This window comes from Lactobacillus jensenii DSM 20557 (assembly GCF_001436455.1).
In the GTDB taxonomy this organism is placed as follows: domain Bacteria; phylum Bacillota; class Bacilli; order Lactobacillales; family Lactobacillaceae; genus Lactobacillus; species Lactobacillus jensenii.
This window is the reverse complement of sequence record NZ_AYYU01000014.1, coordinates 16,890-36,728: the sequence shown is the minus strand read 5'-3', so window position 1 is coordinate 36,728 and position 19,839 is coordinate 16,890. Positions and strand designations below refer to the sequence as shown.

16 protein-coding genes and 2 pseudogenes are annotated in these 19,839 nt (G+C 33.4%); 15 read left to right on the top strand and 3 right to left on the bottom strand.

What is annotated here, in order from left to right; all coding sequences use genetic code 11:
* Positions 1-239, top strand: a pseudogene (locus FC45_RS04980) (Rpn family recombination-promoting nuclease/putative transposase); the annotation flags it as partial.
* Between the two features lie 160 nt (positions 240-399).
* Here FC45_RS04980 and FC45_RS04975 read toward each other — a convergent pair.
* A complete protein-coding gene (locus FC45_RS04975; RefSeq protein ID WP_006584626.1) occupies positions 400-843 on the bottom strand; it encodes a MerR family transcriptional regulator in 444 nt (147 codons plus the stop codon).
* 101 nt (positions 844-944) lie between these two features.
* On the opposite strand from FC45_RS04975, the pseudogene FC45_RS04970 reads away from it, so the two are divergent.
* The 6 genes and pseudogenes from FC45_RS04970 (at position 945) to FC45_RS04945 (ending at position 9,399) form a co-directional block, all read left to right on the top strand.
* A pseudogene (locus FC45_RS04970) lies at positions 945-1,978 on the top strand (zinc-binding dehydrogenase).
* A gap of 966 nt (positions 1,979-2,944) precedes the next feature.
* Positions 2,945-4,120, top strand: a complete 1,176-nt coding sequence (locus tag FC45_RS04965) for a pyridoxal phosphate-dependent aminotransferase (protein ID WP_006588370.1) — start codon at positions 2,945-2,947, stop codon at positions 4,118-4,120.
* 137 nt (positions 4,121-4,257) lie between these two features.
* On the top strand, positions 4,258-5,943 hold the full coding sequence (locus tag FC45_RS04960) for a bacterial Ig-like domain-containing protein (RefSeq protein WP_057706429.1): 1,686 nt from the start codon (positions 4,258-4,260) through the stop codon (positions 5,941-5,943).
* Positions 5,944-6,346: 403 nt separating this feature from the next.
* Positions 6,347-7,225, top strand: coding sequence for a LysR family transcriptional regulator (locus tag FC45_RS04955; protein WP_057706427.1), 879 nt, complete (start codon positions 6,347-6,349; stop codon positions 7,223-7,225).
* Positions 7,226-7,326: 101 nt separating this feature from the next.
* A complete protein-coding gene (locus FC45_RS04950) occupies positions 7,327-7,506 on the top strand; it encodes a CsbD family protein (protein ID WP_006584631.1) in 180 nt (59 codons plus the stop codon).
* 438 nt (positions 7,507-7,944) lie between these two features.
* Positions 7,945-9,399: a DASS family sodium-coupled anion symporter gene (locus FC45_RS04945; RefSeq protein WP_006584632.1), complete on the top strand. Its 1,455-nt coding sequence runs from the start codon at positions 7,945-7,947 to the stop codon at positions 9,397-9,399.
* A 469-nt stretch (positions 9,400-9,868) separates the two neighbouring features.
* Here FC45_RS04945 and FC45_RS04940 read toward each other — a convergent pair whose 3' ends face one another.
* Positions 9,869-10,324 (bottom strand): LysR family transcriptional regulator, encoded by a 456-nt coding sequence (locus FC45_RS04940; RefSeq protein ID WP_006588367.1) that lies wholly within the window; start codon positions 10,322-10,324, stop codon positions 9,869-9,871.
* A 129-nt stretch (positions 10,325-10,453) separates the two neighbouring features.
* Between FC45_RS04940 and FC45_RS04935 the strand changes: the two genes are divergently transcribed.
* The 8 genes from FC45_RS04935 to FC45_RS04900 all read left to right on the top strand — a co-directional run bounded on the left by FC45_RS04935 (position 10,454) and on the right by FC45_RS04900 (position 19,017).
* Positions 10,454-11,920, top strand: coding sequence for an FAD-dependent oxidoreductase (locus FC45_RS04935; protein ID WP_006588366.1), 1,467 nt, complete (start codon positions 10,454-10,456; stop codon positions 11,918-11,920).
* A gap of 97 nt (positions 11,921-12,017) precedes the next feature.
* The gene (locus tag FC45_RS04930) at positions 12,018-12,995 is read left to right on the top strand and encodes a LacI family DNA-binding transcriptional regulator (RefSeq protein WP_006584634.1); all 978 of its coding nucleotides are present in this window, start codon (positions 12,018-12,020) and stop codon (positions 12,993-12,995) included.
* 24 nt (positions 12,996-13,019) lie between these two features.
* Positions 13,020-14,033 (top strand): LacI family DNA-binding transcriptional regulator, encoded by a 1,014-nt coding sequence (locus FC45_RS04925; protein WP_006584635.1) that lies wholly within the window; start codon positions 13,020-13,022, stop codon positions 14,031-14,033.
* 199 nt (positions 14,034-14,232) lie between these two features.
* Positions 14,233-15,159 (top strand): ribokinase, encoded by a 927-nt coding sequence (gene rbsK / locus FC45_RS04920; RefSeq protein WP_006584636.1) that lies wholly within the window; start codon positions 14,233-14,235, stop codon positions 15,157-15,159.
* The gene (gene rbsD / locus FC45_RS04915) at positions 15,159-15,554 is read left to right on the top strand and encodes a D-ribose pyranase (RefSeq protein WP_006584637.1); all 396 of its coding nucleotides are present in this window, start codon (positions 15,159-15,161) and stop codon (positions 15,552-15,554) included. The genes rbsK and rbsD overlap by 1 nt, the downstream gene beginning before the upstream one ends.
* Before the next feature lie 21 nt (positions 15,555-15,575).
* A complete protein-coding gene (locus FC45_RS04910) occupies positions 15,576-17,054 on the top strand; it encodes a sugar ABC transporter ATP-binding protein (protein ID WP_006584638.1) in 1,479 nt (492 codons plus the stop codon).
* On the top strand, positions 17,041-18,012 hold the full coding sequence (locus FC45_RS04905; protein ID WP_372459434.1) for an ABC transporter permease: 972 nt from the start codon (positions 17,041-17,043) through the stop codon (positions 18,010-18,012). Before FC45_RS04910 ends, FC45_RS04905 begins: the two co-directional genes overlap by 14 nt.
* Before the next feature lie 18 nt (positions 18,013-18,030).
* A complete protein-coding gene (locus tag FC45_RS04900) occupies positions 18,031-19,017 on the top strand; it encodes an ABC transporter substrate binding protein (RefSeq protein WP_006588365.1) in 987 nt (328 codons plus the stop codon).
* A 92-nt stretch (positions 19,018-19,109) separates the two neighbouring features.
* Here FC45_RS04900 and FC45_RS04895 read toward each other — a convergent pair whose 3' ends face one another.
* On the bottom strand, positions 19,110-19,817 hold the full coding sequence (locus FC45_RS04895) for a GntR family transcriptional regulator (RefSeq protein ID WP_006584641.1): 708 nt from the start codon (positions 19,815-19,817) through the stop codon (positions 19,110-19,112).
* Between the last annotated feature and the right edge of the window lie 22 nt (positions 19,818-19,839).

The following is a 19,839-nucleotide window of genomic DNA, read 5'->3' as shown; positions in this document are numbered from 1 at the left end:
GGAGAAACCTTATGAGAACAGCAGAATTACGCATGAAAGAAGAAACCGCAGTAGCGGAAAGACGAGGGCGAGAAGAAGGCGACAAGAATACGGTAAAAGTCTTAACAGCAACAATCAAAGAAATGCGACCACATATCAATGAATCTACATTGTTTAAGCAAATAAAGAAATCTGTTGGCCCAAATTTTAGCCTAAGCGATACAGAAATCATGGATATAATTCGTCAAAATTTGAAATAGATTAAAGTAAGCTAGTTGATTATTTGAATAAATAATTGTATATTGTTGCGTGAGGAAATAACGGTTTGACCGTTAGCTGAACTAGGGTTATATTCAGAACTGAAGGCGGCTAGATAAATAAAAGAAAAGCAGCTCCTATATTGAGCTGCTTTTTTTCTATTTAATGACTTAACTCATAAGCTTTTTTAACTGAGGTTGGCATCTTTCTTTGATCAATCTTTCTTTGCAAGTCAACTTCGTCTTTGACATTTTGGTTAAGAAGTTGCTCGTAATACCAGCATTTGAAATCTAGCATAGCTTTAGTTGCTTGAAGCTGTTTAATTTCATATTCAATTTCTTGGCGTTGCTTATTGAACATTTCTTGTCGGAATTTATAAGTTGCTTGTCCTTCACGACACCAAACGAAGTATTGCTTAATATCTTTGATTTCAAGGCCTGATTTTTTTAAACAGGCAATTACCCGTAAACATTCAAGTTCGCGCTCAGTAAAAATACGTTGATTGCCTTTTCTTTGCATATCAGGGAAGAGGCCTTCTTTATCATAGTAGCGTAAAGTAGAGATTGGTAAATCAAATATTTTAGCAACTTGTCCAATTGAATACATTAAAAAACCTCCAAAAATAATTTCTCGCTTGCCCTAAAGTTAGGTTTAGGTATTAAAATAGTAATAACGAATCAGAAAAATAGCAAATAGGAGGTTTTATAATGAAAGCAGCAATTTTTAAAGAAAAAGGCCAAATGGAAGTTGTCGAAAAGCCGGTGCCTGAATTAAATTTTGAGAATAGCGCAATTATTAGAACAGTTAGAGCAAGTGTTTGCGGAAGTGACTTGTGGTTTTTTAGAGGAATTGATCAAGAAGAGTCGGGTAAAGTTACTGGCCATGAAGCAATTGGAATTGTGGAGAAAGTGGGTCCAGCAGTAAAAGATGTTAAGCCTGGAGATTTTGTAATTGCACCATTTGTTCATGGCTGTGGTCATTGCCCGGCTTGCCTTGCAGGTTTTGAAGGTGAATGCCAAAATAACCCGGCTCCATTTAATAATCATTTTCAAGCTGAATATTTTGAATATAATAATGCTAATTGGGGACTAGTGAAGATTCCAGGTAAGCCAGAAGATTATACTGATGAAGAGCTTGCTAGTTTTCAAACTTTAGCTGATGTAATGCCAACTGGCTTTCATGCAGCTAAGATGGCCAGAGTTAAAAAGGGTGATACAGTTGTAGTTTTAGGTGATGGAGCTGTCGGCTTATGTGCCATATTAAGTGCGAAGTTTTTAGGAGCTAAGAAGATTATTGCAACAAGTCGCCACGCAGACAGAGAAGCTTTAGCTCGTGAATTTGGAGCAACTGATAATGTTGCCGTTCGAGGCGATGAAGGCGTTAAGCAAATCCGCGCTTTAACAAATGGAGCAGGTGCTGACGCAGTTTTAGAATGTGTTGGTAGTGAATTGTCTATGGATACTGCTGTTAAGGTTGCTCGCGCCGGCGCAATGATTGGCCGCGTTGGTGTACCACATGATGAAAAATTGAATTCCAATCAGTTATTCTTTGGTAACTTGGGAGTCCAAGGTGGACCCCATCAGTGACTACTTGGGATAGAAAGTATTTACTTGATGCAGTATTGAAACACGAAATTAATCCAGGTCGTGTCTTTACAGCCCAATTTAAACTTGATAATATTCAAAAAGCTTATGAAGTTATGGATCAAAGAAAGGCGATTAAATCACTGTTAGTTTTTTAAAAGATAACTAAACGACACTTGGCATATTTGCTAAGTGTCGTTTTTATTAAAAAACGCTTGTTCGGGAAAGCCATATCCTGTAAAATCATGTAATGGAGCTTAGTTAAGGCGTCTCCTTCTGGCTGCTTTATTTGGACAGGTAGTAGAAAGTAGATGATGTAGATGATTCAAGCAATTGTTGCATTAACGAAATCTATTGAAAGGAGAAAATGCTGTTTTGTTAGAATGGCTAACGCTGCTAATTGCAGCGTGTCAGTTTGCCTTGAATTGGTACATTTATTATGACCAAAAGAAGGCAGAAAAAAACAACCGTCTTAGCTCTGGCAAGCTGATGGTTGTTTTGGTTATAATTAAAAAATAAAACAGCCGGAAGTGACGCTTAAGCTCCAGAGGCATCATGGCATGTGATGCCTCTTTTTTCACTTTCGATAATTCAATTGTAAGGTGTAGAAAATTATAAGTCAATAATTTTTATCTAAAACGCTTGTTCGGGAAAGCCATATCCTGTAAAATCATGTAATGGAGCTTAGTTAAGGCGACTCCTTCTGGCTGCTTTATTTGGACAGGTAGTAGAAAGTAGGTGATGTAGATGATTCAGACAATCGCTGCATTAACGAAATCTATTGAAAGGAGAAAATGTTTTTTTGTTAGAATGGCTAACGTTGCTGGTTGCAGCATGCCAGTTTGCCTTGAATTGGTACATTTATTATGACCAAAAGAAGGTAGAAAAAAACAACCGTCTTAGCTCTGCAAAGCTGATGGTTGTTTTTATCACAATAAAAAATAAATAAAACAGCCGGAAGTGACGCTTAAGCTCCAGAGGCATCATGACATGTGATGCCTCTTTTTTCACTTTCGATAATTCAATTGTAAAGTGTAGAAAATTATAAGTCAATAATTTTACTTTCTAAAATAAAGCTATGATATAATCTTAAAAATAAATTCAATTAAATTAGAGGTGGGAAAATGAGATTATCAAAACGAATTCAAGCAGTAACTCCTTCAGCAACTATGGCTTTGTCAAGTCGTGCTAAGGAACTAGCAATGCAAGGCAGAGACGTTATCAATCTTTCAATTGGAGAACCTGACTTCAATACTCCAGATTTTATTGGTCAAGCTGCCGTTGATGCAATTAAGAAAAGCAAAACTGATTCATACACGCCAGCTGGAGGCTTATTAGAACTTAAAGAAAAAATTGTCGATAAAATCAATTCAGAACATAAAACACATTTTTCTAATCAAAATATTGCAGTTACTACTGGTGCTAAGTATGCCTTATATGTTTTAGCGCAAGTTTTACTTAATCCAGAAGATGAAGTCTTGATTCCTTTACCTTACTGGGTTTCATATGGTGAGCAAGTTAAGCTTGCAGAGGCTAAGCCGATTTTTGTAAAACCAAAAAAAGGGTTAAAAGTTACACCAGCTGATTTACAAAAATATACTCATCACAAAACTAAGATGTTAATTATTAATTCACCTAATAATCCTTCTGGACAGGTTTATTCGCGTTCAGAACTTGAAGCAATTGGAAAATGGGCTGCAGAGCGTCAAATAACAATTATTGCGGATGATATTTATGGCAAACTTGTTTATAATCAAACGAAATTTACGTCACTTTTAGATTTAGATGAAGCTATTAGACAAAATGTAATTTTAGTTGATGGATTAAGTAAGACTTATGCAATGACTGGTTGGAGAGTAGGCTATATTGCAGGTAGCAGTGAGATGATAAAGGCCGTTAATTCGCTACTTAGTCACTCAACTAGTAACTTATCAGCAGTTAGTCAATATGCCGCACTAGCTGCTCTAACTGGTGACCAAGCTTGCGTTGAAGAAATGCGGAGTGAATATGAACAACGGTTAAATATTTTGGTACCATTGCTAGACAATGTGACTGGTTTTAAATTATCAGAAAAGCCGCAAGGGGCTTTTTATCTTTTCCCAGATATTAGTGAAGCTTTAAAGTTAACGGGTTATAAAACAGCTAACGAGTTTGCCCTAGCTTTACTTGAACAAGAAGGCGTAGCTACTGTCCCAGGTGAAGCTTTTGGTTATCCAAATCACTTGCGAATTAGTTATGCAGCTGATGTAAATCGAGTTAAAGAAGCATTTGAGAGAATCAATAATTTTATTAAGCAATAAATTGAAAGCCAACCCTTGAGGCTGGCTTTTATAATTAATAAGTTCTTTATCATTAATTATTTCAATAAGAATTTGCCGATTTCTCCGATATTCTAGTTGTATATATTATTTATATAGATAGGGGAGAATAGCAAATTATGAAAAATAACTTGTTTAGACGAAATACTGCGATAGCATTAACTAGTGTAATGTTAACTACAGGGGTTGTTACTGCAATGCCTAAGCAAGCTTTAGCAGAAAGTAATGTAAATACAGCTAGCAATCAAAGTCTAGGAGCAAGCTTAGTTAACAATACAGGGGTAGGTGCATATTCTGAAGAAGTTGCCGGACTAAAGCATGGAACAGCAATTCAGACTATGCAAGATTCTAGCCTTCAATCAACTAGTTCATCGATAGTTGATTTGGATAAAACTCAGGGGAAATTTTATGCATTAGCTAATGTTGAGAACACAACGAATGAAGAACAGCATTTTATCCAAGCTATAGTATTGCCAAAGTTCTACAAAGGAAGTAATCCCGATCCTAATAAGGTTGATGTGGTCCTTGATTCAAGTCAAGTTCCGGAAACTGGCTTAAGTTTTGGCCTCAAAAATGAAAAAATTCAATATGCCATTAAGCAAGGAAAATATCGAAATTTAGATCGCTTAGCAAGGGAAAATCCTGGTTTTACTTGGGATCAAATCATTGGTATAAAAATTGATGGGTACTTAGCACCTAAGCAAAGCTTCTCTGGAAAAATACCACTTGCTGTTGCAAATTATAATCGCATGCAAGATCAGCTGACAGCTTTAGCCAATAATACTGCTGAAAAGAGTATCATTTCTAATATTGGACTGCGACAATTTTCTGTTGGCCAATCATTTTATTACTACAAAAATGGTGAAATTCAAACTACATATGATGGTCATTTAATTGCTAGAGTTGGTAAGGAAATTACTCGGCTTGAACAGATTATTGCACAGGCAGATTTAAAGAAATATCAGGCAAAAACTTTGAGCTTTATGGCAGATGGAACAAGAGTTTATACTTCCGTGCCGGCTGATATTGAAAAATTATTACCAGCAATTACGGCAGACGACTTTATTTATTATAACTTTGGTTCAAGTTATCCATCTAGTCGGGATCTGTACACTGATGGCATTTATGCAATTAAAATTAGGCGCATTTTTGACGCAATAAAAAATGATGGCTATAGCGTTAACATCCAGCCAAATGGTCGTGAAATTTGGGAACAATATAAATATTCACCTGCAAGTGATAGTAATTGGATTATTGATTATAGTGGTAGCGACGTAACGCCTACAGAGAATCCATTCTATGTTCAGGTTCAACAAATTTTTGACACTAAAGATATAACTATCAATGTTGGTGAAAATTGGACCAATACAGATAACTTGCTTAAAGCAGAAGTTTCTACATATAATCCAAGTACCATGGCTTTAACTAATCAACATACTTTGAAGAGTGATGAATATAAGGTTGAAGATAATGTTGATACAAGTAAAGCAGGTGTCTATCATGTCAAATATAGTTATGAGATTAATGATAATGATATAGTTACTAAAACGGCAAAAGTAACTGTGCTTGACAAAAAGAAGCAATCTAATAATTCAAGTTCATCTGCTTCATCATCAAGCACTTCATCAAGTGAAACTAGCAACAAGCATAGTGAAGGAAGCACGTCAGAAAAGAGTAGTTCATCTACTTCATCAAAAAAAGAAGCTGAGTTACCACAAACTGGTACTACAACTATATTTGCGTTAGTAACTGGACTGATTGCCGTAATCTGCTCCATTTTACTTGTCAAAAAGAATAAAGAATAAAAAAAGAGAGGATAGCTCGGGGGAGAACTATCCTCTTTGCTTTTGGGCCGTATCGTGGGAGTGATACGGGTTGGAGTTGTAATCAATTCATATAGTAACTTGATATGTGTATTAGGGTTCATTTGAGTAGGAAAAGTTCGTATCTGAAGGGATAAAAACTATAAATGAATAACATATTACTAAATTGATTACACTGTTATCATAAATGTAAAAGTGACAGTTATTCATAACAACAATGTATATATGCCAATTTTTTACTTATGAAAAAATGCACAAGCATATTGTTATGTACCTTGTACAGAATTCGATATAATTATAGGCAATTAGGGGATACAATAAGAAAATAAATATTTCAAGAGCAGAGTTTTTAAAGTAATTGATGTAAAGAAGGGAGAAAACCTGTATGGTTTTAACATCATTATTTGATTATCGCTTAAAAACGCTCGTTGTCTTAGTAAGAACTAAGTCTTTTACTTTAACAGCTAAGGAATTGTTTATTTCCCAACCCGCTGTTTCTCAACAGATTCATAGTTTAGAAAAAGACTTAGGATTTAGATTATTTTATCGATCAGGAAAAGGTATTGAATTAACAGCTAAGGCCATGGAACTTGTCGGATATGTTCAACGAATTAATTCTGATAGTTCACGTGTTCTGACCGAAATACAAAAAGATGATAAAAAAAGATTGTCAATTGGAGCTTCTCTATCATTAAGTAGTTTTTTATTACCCAATCTTCTTGCCAAAACAATTAATGATGAGAAAACTCCAAAAGTAGATATTGCAAATACAAAAATTCTATTGGAAAAGATAAAATTAGGGGAATTAGATTTTGCATTAATTGAAGGAAATTTTGATAAGTCTGAGTTTGATTTTTACAAGCTTAGTGATTATCCAATGACTTTAGTAACTAATCCAAGAACTTATCCCATTGACCAATGGTCGGATATTTTGAAGCAACCTTTATTTATTGGGACAGAAGGATGTGGAACCCGAGATATTTTTGAAAAACTCTTAGCAGCACATAATTTTTCGTTATCTGATTTTAAAAATGTGATTGAAGTTGGAAATCCTATCACTGTAATTGAAATGCTAAAACAAGGTGAAGGTATTTCATTTTTGTATCGACAATTGATTGGTGATGATTTAAAAAGAAATGAGCTGATAGAAATCAAAACAATTCCAGAATTTAACGTTAAGCATTCAATTAATTTAGTCTTTGCTAAAGGAAGTAGTTATAAAGAACGCTATCAACAAATTGCTACATTAGTAAAACACTTATAATAATGATTTATAAATAAAGAAGAATTTTAAGAGAATATATCAAATTTTCAAAGGTAAACTAGTTATGTAAGTACTTATAAATATATTTAGGAGGTGGACATATGTCAGATAAATTAGCAGGCAAAGCCAAGGAAGTTGAAGGTAAATTAACTGGTGATAAAGCCAGAGAAGCTCAAGGTAAAGCTGAAGGTTTACTTGGTAAGGCTAAAGAAAAAATTAATGATGTAAAAGAAGATGTAATGGATAAAGCTAAAGAAATCAAAGAAAAACTTGATGACTAGCTTTAACTAATGCTCTGTTTAAAATATTGACTCAATAGCATCAGTCATAGCGCTTTTTTATTGAGTTAACTTTTCTTAATAATAATCCACTTTTTAGTAAAGGGCTTTCTTAGAGGAAAGCTTTTTATTTTTGCTAAAAAAGATAGAATAATATAAGCAAAAGTGGAATATATATAAATACATCTTATTAATGGGCGCCTGAAGCAATGATAGAGTAATATTAAGGTTAATATTTTAGAAACTCTCAGATTGAAAATTAACCTTATTGTATTTCCCAAGTCCTCGTTGTAATACCCCTACGTGGCAAAAGGTTCTTATCTTATTTTAGATAGGGCCTTTTTATTTTTTGCTAGTGTTTTCCTTAAGAGCGTTTTCATTTATGGATTTTTTCTGTAAAATGATAGATATAGCTTTGTTAAGTATAACGGAGGATTTATGATGGAAACATTTGAAAAAGTCAAATGGAAGCAGTTCATTTTACCAGTTGTAATTGGCTTGGTAATTTGGTTTATTGCACCAGTACGTCCAGCTGGAATTAGTCTTGATGCTTGGCATATGTTGGCAATTTTTATTGCGACTATTGCAGCATGTATTACTCAGCCAATGGCAATTGCTGGCGTAACGTTAATCGGATTTACTATGACTGTCTGCTTAGGGTTAGCGCCAATTGCTGATGTGATGAAAGATGGTAAATTAGTCCAAAAAGGAGCCTTGAGTGCCTTTTCTAATTCATCAGCTTGGTTAATTGTTATGGCCTTTATGATTTCGCGAGGAATTATTAAAACTGGCCTTGGTAGACGCATTGCTTTGTATTTTATTAAGTGGTTTGGTAAAAAATCACTGGGTTTAGGTTATGCGATTGGAGCAATTGACTTGATTACTTCACCTGCTACACCATCTAATGGGGCACGTGCCGGTGGTATTGTATATCCGTTAATTAATTCTTTAGCTAATACATTTGATTCTCATCCTAATGATGATTCACGTAAAAAGATGGGGGCTTATTTAGTTTTTACAGAATTTCAAACAAATATCATTACTTCATCGATGTTTATGACAGCTTGTGCACCTAACTTAATTGCTGTTTCGCTAGCAGGTAAGGCCGGAATTAACTTAAATTGGATGGGCTGGCTTGCTGCGAGCGTTGTTCCTGCAGTTATCTGTTTGGTCATTGTTCCATATTTGGTTTATAAGCTTTTTCCACCTCAGATTAAGGAAACACCTAACGCTAAAGAATGGGCCAATGAGCATTTGCAAGAGATGGGGAAGATGACCGCCCCAGAAAAAGTTATGGCCATTATTTTTGCAGCGACTTTAGTATTATGGATGCTCTCAAGTTCAATTAAGCTTGATGCAACTACTGTTGCCTTTATTTCATTAACTTTGTTACTTTTATTTGGAATTTTAACTCCAAAGGATGTTCTTAAAGAAACAGGTGCTTGGAACCTCTTAATTTGGTTATCAATCTTAGTCTTTATGGCTGGAAAGTTGACCCAATTTGGCTTTATTGCCTGGCTTTCTAAAGAAATTGAAATAAGTGTAAAAGGGATGAATTGGCTCTTAGTCTTGGTGATTTTAGCCTTGATCTTATTCTACACGCACTACTTATTTGCAAGTGCAACTGCTCATAACACAGCTATGTACTTGCCATTGTTAATCGTGGCTGTCTCTGCTGGAGCTCCAAAAGTTTTAGCAGCTCAGTTCTTGGCAATGTTTTCAGCAATCATGGGGTCAACTACCCACTATTCAAGCCCAGCTTCATCAGTTTTATCTGCTTCGGGTTATGTAAACCAAAAAGAATGGTGGAACCTAAGCTTTATCTTCGGCCTTCTTTACATCTTAGTTTATGGTGTGATTGGTTTGCTTTGGATGAAATTGATTGGTATGTGGTAAAAATATTTAAATAGCTGATATGTTTCGTTTGTTAGAACGGGATGTATTGGCTTTTTTAATCCAGCTGTGCAGTAATTTTGTGATTGATAAGTACTTTAGAATTCAATTTATAAAAGTTATGACATCATAAGTTCATCTAATATTTTTATCTTATTTTTCCGGTAAAAATAGCCATAATCCAATTCGAAATTTCTATCTAATTTTTTCACTATAAAAGGTTCACAGGATTTGCTCCAACACGCAGGTAGTAGCATCAAGGCATTGTTTAACTGACAAAAATCCACAAATGAATGATTATATTGTGAGAGTTCGATTATCTTTACTTGCTTATTTGTTTGTAAGTATCTGACAGCGCAATCTGTAGAAGAGGAGAGGCCATGCTTCAATACGGCAATTGTATAATTAGATAAATCTTGTGCAGAGATAAGCTTTTTATTCTTTAGTTTACAATTAGGTGGGATGGCGACAGCTAAAGGAATTTTTGAAAAGAAAAACCTTGCTTAGCCAAATCTGGGGTATAAATTGTCTCCAATAAGTCAACCACATCTGAAATTGAATTATAGTCTTTGATTTCAGCAAAAGATATTGAAACGTCGATTTGAGATTTTTTTATTAGTTTTTGAAATTCTAGATTTTGAGTTAAAAAGCCAGATCCCAAGGTAATTTGTTTCTTAAAATACTTTAGTTCGCTTTGTGTTTGTCTGCACAAAGCTAGCATTTCTTGGGCTCTTTTTACTAATATCTTTCCAGCTTCTGTTACTTTTACTCCATGTGAAGTTCTGATTAGTAGTTTAACTCCAAGATGATTTTCTAAGTTGTTAATTTGTTGAAAAACAGCAGAAGGTGATATGTAAAGTTCCTTTGCTGCCTTGGAAAAACTGCCATTTTGTACAACTGAAAGATAAGTCTCTAATTCTTTATACATAATTTCTCCTCAATTTCTGCTTTAAGTCTAGTCTTAAAATACCTTTAACGCAATCGATAAAGCAGAAAGTTTTTTTGATAATATAATTAAGTTAAAAGATTAACAAGCTTTTAGTTGGGAGGATTAATTATGGAAAATTATGACTTAGTTGTTGTTGGAGCAGGTTCTTCAGGTATTAGTGCAGCATTAACTGCAGCAGAAGCCGGATTAAAAGTTGCCTTACTCGAAAAAGGGGATAAATTTGGTGGCGCTGGGATGTTTGGCGCTCAAGGATTATTTGGTGCAAATACTAAACTTCAAAAAGAAGCTGGAGTTAATTATTCTGTTAAAGATGCCTATGAAGAAATTCTGAATTATACTCACCATCGCAGTGATGCTAGGATCGTTAAAGCAATAATAAAAGAGAGTGCAGAAACTTTGGCATGGATGAGTAAAAATGGCCTAGCAACAGAATTAGTAACTAATACTCAAGAAGTTCACCAAAATCATCCTCGTACATATCATCAATATATCGATAAGTTTAATGGCTTTAAAAAGATGATTAATAAGTTCGAGAACTTAAGCGGTAGCTTATTTTTAAAGACTTCTGCTAAAAAGCTACTACAAGATAATGGGCGTTTATCGGAAATTGAAATTACGCATGATGGAACTGATGAATGCATGAATACCAAAAACGTTATTTTAGCAGATGGTGGGTTCATCGGTGACAAAGATTTAGTAAAAAAGAATGTCAACATCGATTTAAATAACTTGTATAGCATGGGAGAACGTAAGGCAACTGGTGATGGGTTACGAATGCTTGGAGAAATTGGTGGTGTGAATAATTACAAGCCACTACTTGAAAACCATGCCGCGTCGATTGTTACTAATGACAAAAATCCGTGGGAAAATGCTTCTTTAGCAACATTATCTACGCTTCCATTGCTTTGGGTAGATAATTCAGGTAAAAGATTTACTAATGAAGATGTTGTCTATGATTTTGCACTTTGGGGAAATGTAACTTATACAGCTGGTGGATATTACTACATAATTATTGATCAAGATTTCGTAGATTACATTTCAAAAAATGAGTTAGATTGGACAGGCTCATTTGAGAGAACCTTTACCTTACTGCAACATCTTCCAATGACTCATAAGGTTGGTCCGATGAAGACTTTAAAGCAAGAACTTGATACTGCGTTGACAAGTAAGGCAGTTTTCAAGGCTGATAGTTTAACTGACTTAGCTAAGTTACTTAACATTGATGAAAATAATTTTGTAGAAACAACTAATCAGTATAATAAGTTGATTAGCAAGCATGTTGATGATGACTTTTATAAAGATCAGAAATTCATGAAGTTTCCAATTTGTAATGGGCCATTTTATGCATTGAAGGCTATTTCAACTACTCTAGGAACCGTAGGTGGTGGATTAGTTAATGAGAAATTCCAAGCTTTAACTGCAGGGAGAAAAGTTATTCCTGGAGTATATGTTGTTGGCAACAATGCGGCGGGGATGTTCGATTCAGCATATCCAACAATTGAAGGGTTAAGTAATGGCTTTGCCTGGAATTCAGGTCGAATCGCAGCTAAAACAATTGCCAAGTTGAATAAGTAGGTAGTTAAATACATCGCATAATTTTATGTGATGTATTTTTGTATGCGCTTCCAAATAGTGGTACCATAAAATTAATTAGATTAAAGAGAGAAATGATATGAGCAAAAAATTTACTATGCAGGATATTGCAAAGATTGCAAATGTATCGAAAAGTGCAGTATCAATTGCGATTAATCAAAATTCCGGTATTAGTGATAATACAAGAAAAAAGATTTTGAAAATAGCAGATGAATTAGGCTATAAAAAGTCGAGCACAAATTTAAGTTTCGAGAAAAAGCTTAGGACAGTTGATTTTTTTATGACTGTTGAAGATATTCAACAAAATAATTTCTTCTTTTTACGGAATGCAGTGGAGAAAAAGGGAAAACAGCTAGGAATAAATATTTCCTTTAAACTGTTACCTAAAAATAAATTAATTAGCCAAACTGAAATCATTTGTGATATACCTTCAATATTTTTAGCTACAAATTTCTCAAGTAAATTAGTTAAAGCTCTTCAAACGAAGTTTAAATATTGTGTTTTTCTAGATGTCAACTTAGCAAATGTTACTGCTAACTTTGTAGCAATAGACAATTTTCAAGAAGCTTATTCAATAGTTGAATACTTTTATAAAAAGGGATGCAGAAAAGTTGGATATTTAGGTGCTAGAACGCTAAATGGAAATTTTGCAGAAAGACGATATGGTTTCAATTCGGCAATTTCAGATTTTAATTTATCATTTACGAATTTTGATTTTATAGTTGGTTCATTAAGTGATGATGCAATTGATAGTCAAGAAATCGCCAAAATAAGAAAAATGAAAAATTTGGATGCCTTTTTATGCGAATCAAATTGCCAAGCCTTGAGGTTAACAAAAGAATTACAAATTTTGAAATTTAGTATTCCTAATGATGTAATTGTTGTTGGGTTTACTAACTTATTGGATTCTAAATATTGGTTTTTAAATATAGATAAAAATCAATTTTTATTAGATCAAATGTTAAATCAGGCAATTTCACAACTACAAAATATGATAAGTACAGTAAACTGGCATCCACAAAGAAGTTTGATAAGTTGGGAACTTAAATTTAGTTAATTTTAGTAATATGGGAGTAAGAAAATGAAAGCTAAAATGAGTGATATTGCCAAGAAAGCAGGTGTTTCAATTGCTGCTGTTTCACTAGTTTTAAATGGTAAACCCGGAGTAAGTGAAAAGACAAGAAAGAAAATTTTTAAAATTATCAAAGAAAGTGACTATGTACCATTACGACAAAAAAGAGAAAGTACTAGAGTAATTGCAAATGTAAATTTAATAATTATAAGTGATCAACATGGGGTAGTTAATGAGATTTACCAAAAGAACCCTTTTTTTGATACATTAGTTCAATGTACTGCGGAGCATATTGATAAATTCGGTGGCACTTTGCAAATTAACACAGTTCAAATAGAATCTTTACATGAAGAAATTAATAGAATAATTAGTAGAACAACGGTTGTAAATGCGATTGTTTTGGCGACTGATTTGGATGAAAATGATATTGATTTTATAGAAAGTAAAATTAAAAATGTTGTTTTCGTTGATACATCATTTAGAAAGCTAAGAGCAGATTTCGTAACTCCAGATAATTATCAAGGGGCGTATGCAGCAGGAATGTTTTTATTAAGCCACAATTATAGAAGGATAGGATATCTTGCATCGAATAAAGCAACTCAGAACTTTTTATCAAGAAGAGAAGGAATAAGAGACAGTCTTGCTACACAAAACATAAAATTGGCTAAGAACGATTTTTATGTAGTTGATTTTGCAAATTTATTTTCTGAGAACTCACTAAATTGTATAGATTACAATGATTTACCTGAAGCCTTTTTCTGTGAGAATGATATTATTGCCATTAGATTAATAAAGGAATTAACACATAGAAATTTTAGAGTTCCACGTGATATTGGTATAATGGGATTTGATGATGTATCTACAGCAGCATTATGTAGTCCTGAATTAACTACAGTACATATTCCAACTATCCAAATAGTTGAACAAGCTGTAAGAGATTTACAAGCACAAGTTGCAAGTAAAGACTTTAGGGGACAAAAGACTTTTATCACTACTGAAATTATTGAACGAGAAAGCACTTAATTTAAGTAAAACAAAAAAGATATTAACCAACTATAAACTGAGAGGGAGCCTACAAAGCTCCCTATTTTTTGTGCCTTTTAAAGCAGCAACTAAACTTTTACTTAAATAGCAATTACTTTTTTAGTAATTATTGTAAGCGATTACATATAAAGATAAACTTAAATTGTAAAAAGTTAATAGCTGAGTCGGAGATGGAAAAATGAAAAATAAAGTTTGTGTTTTAGGAAGTATTAATTTAGATACTACACTTCATGTTGAAAGAATACCTCTTCCAGGTGAAACAGTTCCAGTTTCTGATAAAAGTTCAGCTCCAGGAGGAAAAGGTGCTAATCAAGCAGTTGCATCAGCAAGATCCGGGGCTAAAGTACATTTTATTGGAGCAATTGGTGATGATAATTCTGGTCAAACTATGCTTCGATCTTTGAAGGAAGACAATATAGATTTGACTAATATAACTAAGTCAGATAAAGCCGGTACTGGTACAGCAACTATTATGTTAGATGAAAATGGGCAGAATAGTATTTTAGTTTATCCAGGAGCTAATAAAGAAATAAATTTAACTCAAATAAAGAATGCAGAATCTTTAATTGCAAGTATGGATTTTATTGTTGCCCAATTTGAAACACCAATTAAGGAGACAACTTTAGCATTCCAAATTGCACATAAACATGGTGTGGTTACCGTATTAAATCCAGCTCCGGCTAGTCATATTCCAGATGAACTCCTAGGAGAAACAGATATTATAGCCCCTAATGAGACAGAAAGTTTTGCTATCACTGGGATAAAGGCTGACTCCTTAAGTTCTATGAATAAATCAGCCAATTATTTTAGAGATAAAGGTGTTAAAGCAACTTTGATTACTCTGGGCGATAAGGGAGTTTATTACTCATATGATAAGCAAGCAAAAATTGTCCCAGCATATAAAGTTAAAGCAGTTGATACAACAGCAGCTGGAGATACTTTTTTAGGTGCTCTTTCTGCAGTTTTGAAAAAGGACTTAAGTAATTTAGAAGTAGCTATCGATTATGGTGAGAAGGCATCTTCACTTACAGTTCAAAGAAATGGAGCTCAACCATCTATTCCTACTTTCAGTCAGATTAATAAATTTTATGGAGGAGAAAAATAATGAAAAAAATTGGAGTTATGAATTCAGATATTTCTCGTGTAATTGCTAACATGGGACACATGGATTGGTTATCAATTGGTGATGCAGGGATGCCAGTTCCAAAAGATACAGAAAAGATTGATTTATGTGTTCAAAGCGAATTACCTTCATTTATAGATGTTTTAAAGAACGTTTTAATTGAATTAAAAGTTCAGAAAATTTATTTAGCTGAAGAAATAAAAGAACAAAATCCTAAGCAATTAGAAAATATAAGGTCCGTTTTACCTGATGTGGAGATTGAATTTGTTCCGCATAAAGATTTAAAGAAAATGCTTGGTAATACCCATGCATTTATAAGGACTGGCGAAACTACGCCTTACTCTAATATTATTTTGGAAAGTGGAGTTACCTTTTAATGTAAAGGGGTGAAACCAATAATGAAAATTGAAATGACTGGCATAAAAAAAGCCTTTGGTTCGAATCACGTTTTAAAAGGAGTTAATTTTACTATTAATTCTGGCGAAGTACATGCTCTTATGGGTGAAAACGGTGCTGGTAAATCTACATTAATGAATATTTTAACGGGACTTTTGAGTAAAGATGATGGCTCAATCAAGGTGGATGGAACTGAAACTAGCTATTCAAGTGCATTAGAAGCTGAACATGCTGGAATAAGTTTTATTCACCAAGAAATGAACAACTTCCCGGATATGTCTGTTGTAGATAATATGTTTTTAAATAAAGAATTAAAAACAAAATTTGGACTCATGAATCAACGCGCCATGATTAAACAAGCTACAGAATATCTTAATCATTTAGGTGCCCAAATTAATGTTACTCAAAAAATTTCTAACCTAACTGTTGGTCAACAACAAATGGTAGAAATAGCCAAGTCCTTAATGACTGATGCCAAAATAATAATTATGGATGAGCCCACTGCAGCTTTAACTACTAATGAAATTAAGATTTTATTTAAGACGATTAATGAATTAAAGGCAAAAGGTGTAGGTTTCATTTATATATCGCATAGAATGGAAGAGTTATGGGAAATTTGTGATACCGTAACTGTTATGAGAGACGGAGTTTCTATCAACACATATAAAATTAAAGATGTGACAGAGAATCAGATAGTTCATGATATGGTTGGACGTGACATTGGAGATTATTATCCAGCTCGTAATCCAAAGTTAGGACCAGTTGCTTTGAAAGCTGAGAATTTATGTGGTGAAAAGTTCAAAAATATTAGTTTTGAAGTTCATGAAGGTGAAGTATTAGGATTTTCAGGACTAATGGGTGCTGGTAGAACAGAAACTATGAGAGCATTGTTTGGAATAGATAAACTTACTGATGGCAAAGTTTTGGTCCATGGTAAGGAAGTTCATATAAAAAATCCAAGTGATGCAGTTGCTTTAGGAATCGGCTTTTTAACTGAAGATAGAAAGACAGAAGGATTGGTTTTAGATCAATCTTTGCGAGATAATATTGCCTTACCAAGTATTGAAGGCTTTAAAAAGCATGGAATTATTGATGAAAAAACAGAAACCAGTTTTGTAAATATGTTAATGAAGAGATTAACAGTTAAAGCTGAAAATCCATTTGTTACTGCTGGGAGTTTATCTGGTGGTAATCAACAAAAAGTTGTTTTAGCTAAATGGGTAGGAAGTGGAGCAAAAATATTAATTCTTGATGAACCAACAAGAGGTGTTGATGTTGGGGCTAAAAAAGAAATCTATGAATTAATTAATCAACTCACTGATCGCCATGTAGCAGTAATTATGATTTCAAGTGATTTACCTGAAGTATTGAGTATGAGTGACAGAATAGAAGTCCTATATGAAGGTAAACAAATGGGAATTGTAGATGCTAAAGATGCAAATCAAGAAAAAATTATGAAATTAGCAACTGGAGGAAAATAAAATGGATAAAGCAAGAAAAAAATTGGATTTATCTAAATATATGGCCTTAATAGCCTTAGTAGTTTTAGTTATTCTGATAACATTTTTGAATCCGCAATTTATTGCACCTTCAAATTTGATGAATTTATTAAGACAATCATCAATTAATTGTTTAATAGCTTTTGGTATGACCTTTGTTATTTTAACTGGTGGAATTGATTTGTCAGTTGGATCTGTCTTAGCTTTTACTGGTGCAGTAGCAGCCACATTAATATTAAGTGGGACACCTGTATGGCTAGCATGTATTGTATGTCTTGTTTTGGGAGCAGTTTTAGGTGGAGTAAATGGATTTTTGATTTCTTATGGTAAAGTAACTGCATTTATTGCCACTTTAGCTACTATGACTATTTGGAGAGGAGCTACTTATGTATTCACTGGTGGTAATCCAATTACCGGTCCAAATATGAATAATAGTTTCTTCTTCCAATTTATTGGTAATGGTTATCTCTTCGGTATCCCATTTCCAGTCATAATTACTTTATTAATCTTTGCAGCAGTTTATATTCTTTTGCATAAAACTGCTTTTGGTAGAAAAACTTTTGCTCTAGGTGGCAATGAAAAGGCTGCATTTGTTGCAGGTGTTAAAACTAAAAAGATTATTGTTGTAATTTATGTAATATCTGGCCTTCTTGCTGCTTTAGCTGCATTAATTTTAACTTCTAGATTAAGTTCTGCTCAACCTGATGCAGGTACTTCTTACGAAATGGATGCAATTGCATCAGCAGTTATTGGTGGTGCAAGTCTTATGGGTGGTAAAGGTAGAATGCAAGGTACTTTAGTTGGTGCTTTACTAATTGCCACTTTAAGTAATGGTATGAACTTATTGGGTATTAACAGCTTTTATCAACAAATTGTTAAAGGTTTAGTAATTTTAGTAGCTGTAATGATTGACTCACAAAGCCAAAAGAAGAATGGATAAAACAGGGAGGTAATTATTATGTTTTTTAACCATATTTCTAAAAATCTTACTAAGATAGCAACTATTGGATCTGTCCTTGTAATGGGTGGAGGACTTTTAGGTGGCTGTGGTGCCACAGGATTAAATAGTGATGCAGGTTCTTCTACATCTAAGGTGGTAAAAAAAGCACCAAGCAAGTTAAAGATTGGGGTTTCAATTTCAACTTTATCCAATCCTGTATTTATTACATTGAAAAATGAATTACAAAAATATAGTGATAAAAAAGGTTCTAAAATTATCATTAATAATGCAAATAATGATACTTCAAAGCAGAATAATGATGTAGAAGATTTAATTCAACAAAAAGTTGATGCGATTATTGTTAATCCATGTGATTCTTCAGCAATTAGTACGGTAATTCAAAAAGCAAATGATGCTAAAATTCCAGTTATTTGTATTGACCGTGGTGCTGACAGAGGTACAGTAGTATCAACTGTTGCTTCTGACAATGTTGCTGGTGGTAAAATGGCAGCCGATTATTTAATTAAAAAATTAGGGTTGAAAGCAAAGATTGCAGAATTACAAGGTATACCAGGTGCATCTGCAACTCGTGAACGTGGACAAGGCTTTGATAAAATTGCTGACAAGAAATTGAATATCGTTTCTAAACAGACTGCACAATTTGATAGAGCAAAAGGTTTGTCAGTAACTGAAAATATTTTACAAGCTCATCATGATGTTAAAGGTATTTTCTCACAAAATGATGAAATGGCAGTCGGTGCTGCTCGTGCAGTAAAAGCAAGTAAAAAAGACATCGTTATTGTTGGTTTTGATGGAACTAACGATGCATTAAAATTAATCAAATCTGGTCAAATGACTGCAACTGTTGCTCAACAATGGGATAAGATGGCTGATACTTCTTTAGATGCTGTATATGATTATTATCAAGGAAAGACTGTCAAGAAGAATAACTTGGTACCAGTTCGTTTGATAACAAAAGAAAATGTTGATTCAATGTTAAAGTAAAATTTTAAGTTTGAATTTAATATAAATTAAAAAGATTGATTACCATAGGTAATTAATCTTTTTTGCTTCTATAAATATATTTTACTGAGTAATTATTTACTATCATATATCATCAAAGATCCATAATTATATTTATTACGTGTTTCTGAGTATTCAAATGGAGTATTGTCATCCAAAAATTTTATTTGTCTTACACATAAAACAGGATCATCTTTTGAACAATCTAAATATTTTATATCGTAAGCATCTGGTTTTTCGGCAGTAATTATTCTGTTAGCCTTACCAAAGTTTAAATGTAAGTGTTCCTTTATATAACCATAAATTGATTTATGTAAAATATCATCTGTAATACCTGGAATAACTTTAACTGGCATAATAGTATATTCTAGTTTAGCTGGAATACCATTTAACAATCTTTGTCTGATAATATCGTAAACTAGGTCATCTTTAGCTAGTCTTAGAACTTGGCATTCTTCATCAGTCGGCATTCGTTGATCAAAGGCGATGATATGGCTTGTGACGATACCACCACCTAATGAATGATTGGTAAAGCCATTAGTTTTATTGGCATCAGAATCTATAAGAAGTTTAGATATATTTTTAGATTTGATTTTTGTCCAGTGACCTTTAATTGGATCGATGATTTCTCGGTCTTTTAATAGATTGAATGCGCGTGAAATGGTAACTCTACTTGTGTCATACTCTTTGGCTAATTCTATTTGTTTAGGCAAAAAATCTTTATATTCACCAGAAATGATTTTTCGTTCTATTTCAGTAGCAATTTGTTCATACTTTTTCATAAATATACCTATTTTCATATGT

Excerpts from the sequence above, each read along its gene's own strand:
- FC45_RS04960 (WP_057706429.1), top strand. The coding sequence starts at position 4,258 with ATGAAAAATAACTTGTTTAGACGAAATACTGCGATAGCATTAACTAGT.
- FC45_RS04895 (WP_006584641.1), bottom strand. The coding sequence starts at position 19,817 with ATGAAAAAGTATGAACAAATTGCTACTGAAATAGAACGAAAAATCATT.
- FC45_RS04975 (WP_006584626.1), bottom strand. The coding sequence starts at position 843 with ATGTATTCAATTGGACAAGTTGCTAAAATATTTGATTTACCAATCTCT.
- FC45_RS04910 (WP_006584638.1), top strand. The coding sequence starts at position 15,576 with ATGAAAATTGAAATGACTGGCATAAAAAAAGCCTTTGGTTCGAATCAC.
- FC45_RS04940 (WP_006588367.1), bottom strand. The coding sequence starts at position 10,324 with ATGTATAAAGAATTAGAGACTTATCTTTCAGTTGTACAAAATGGCAGT.
- FC45_RS04935 (WP_006588366.1), top strand. The coding sequence starts at position 10,454 with ATGGAAAATTATGACTTAGTTGTTGTTGGAGCAGGTTCTTCAGGTATT.
- FC45_RS04945 (WP_006584632.1), top strand. The coding sequence starts at position 7,945 with ATGGAAACATTTGAAAAAGTCAAATGGAAGCAGTTCATTTTACCAGTT.
- FC45_RS04930 (WP_006584634.1), top strand. The coding sequence starts at position 12,018 with ATGAGCAAAAAATTTACTATGCAGGATATTGCAAAGATTGCAAATGTA.
- FC45_RS04900 (WP_006588365.1), top strand. The coding sequence starts at position 18,031 with ATGTTTTTTAACCATATTTCTAAAAATCTTACTAAGATAGCAACTATT.
- FC45_RS04925 (WP_006584635.1), top strand. The coding sequence starts at position 13,020 with ATGAAAGCTAAAATGAGTGATATTGCCAAGAAAGCAGGTGTTTCAATT.
- rbsK (WP_006584636.1), top strand. The coding sequence starts at position 14,233 with ATGAAAAATAAAGTTTGTGTTTTAGGAAGTATTAATTTAGATACTACA.
- FC45_RS04955 (WP_057706427.1), top strand. The coding sequence starts at position 6,347 with ATGGTTTTAACATCATTATTTGATTATCGCTTAAAAACGCTCGTTGTC.
- FC45_RS04965 (WP_006588370.1), top strand. The coding sequence starts at position 2,945 with ATGAGATTATCAAAACGAATTCAAGCAGTAACTCCTTCAGCAACTATG.
- FC45_RS04950 (WP_006584631.1), top strand. The coding sequence starts at position 7,327 with ATGTCAGATAAATTAGCAGGCAAAGCCAAGGAAGTTGAAGGTAAATTA.
- rbsD (WP_006584637.1), top strand. The coding sequence starts at position 15,159 with ATGAAAAAAATTGGAGTTATGAATTCAGATATTTCTCGTGTAATTGCT.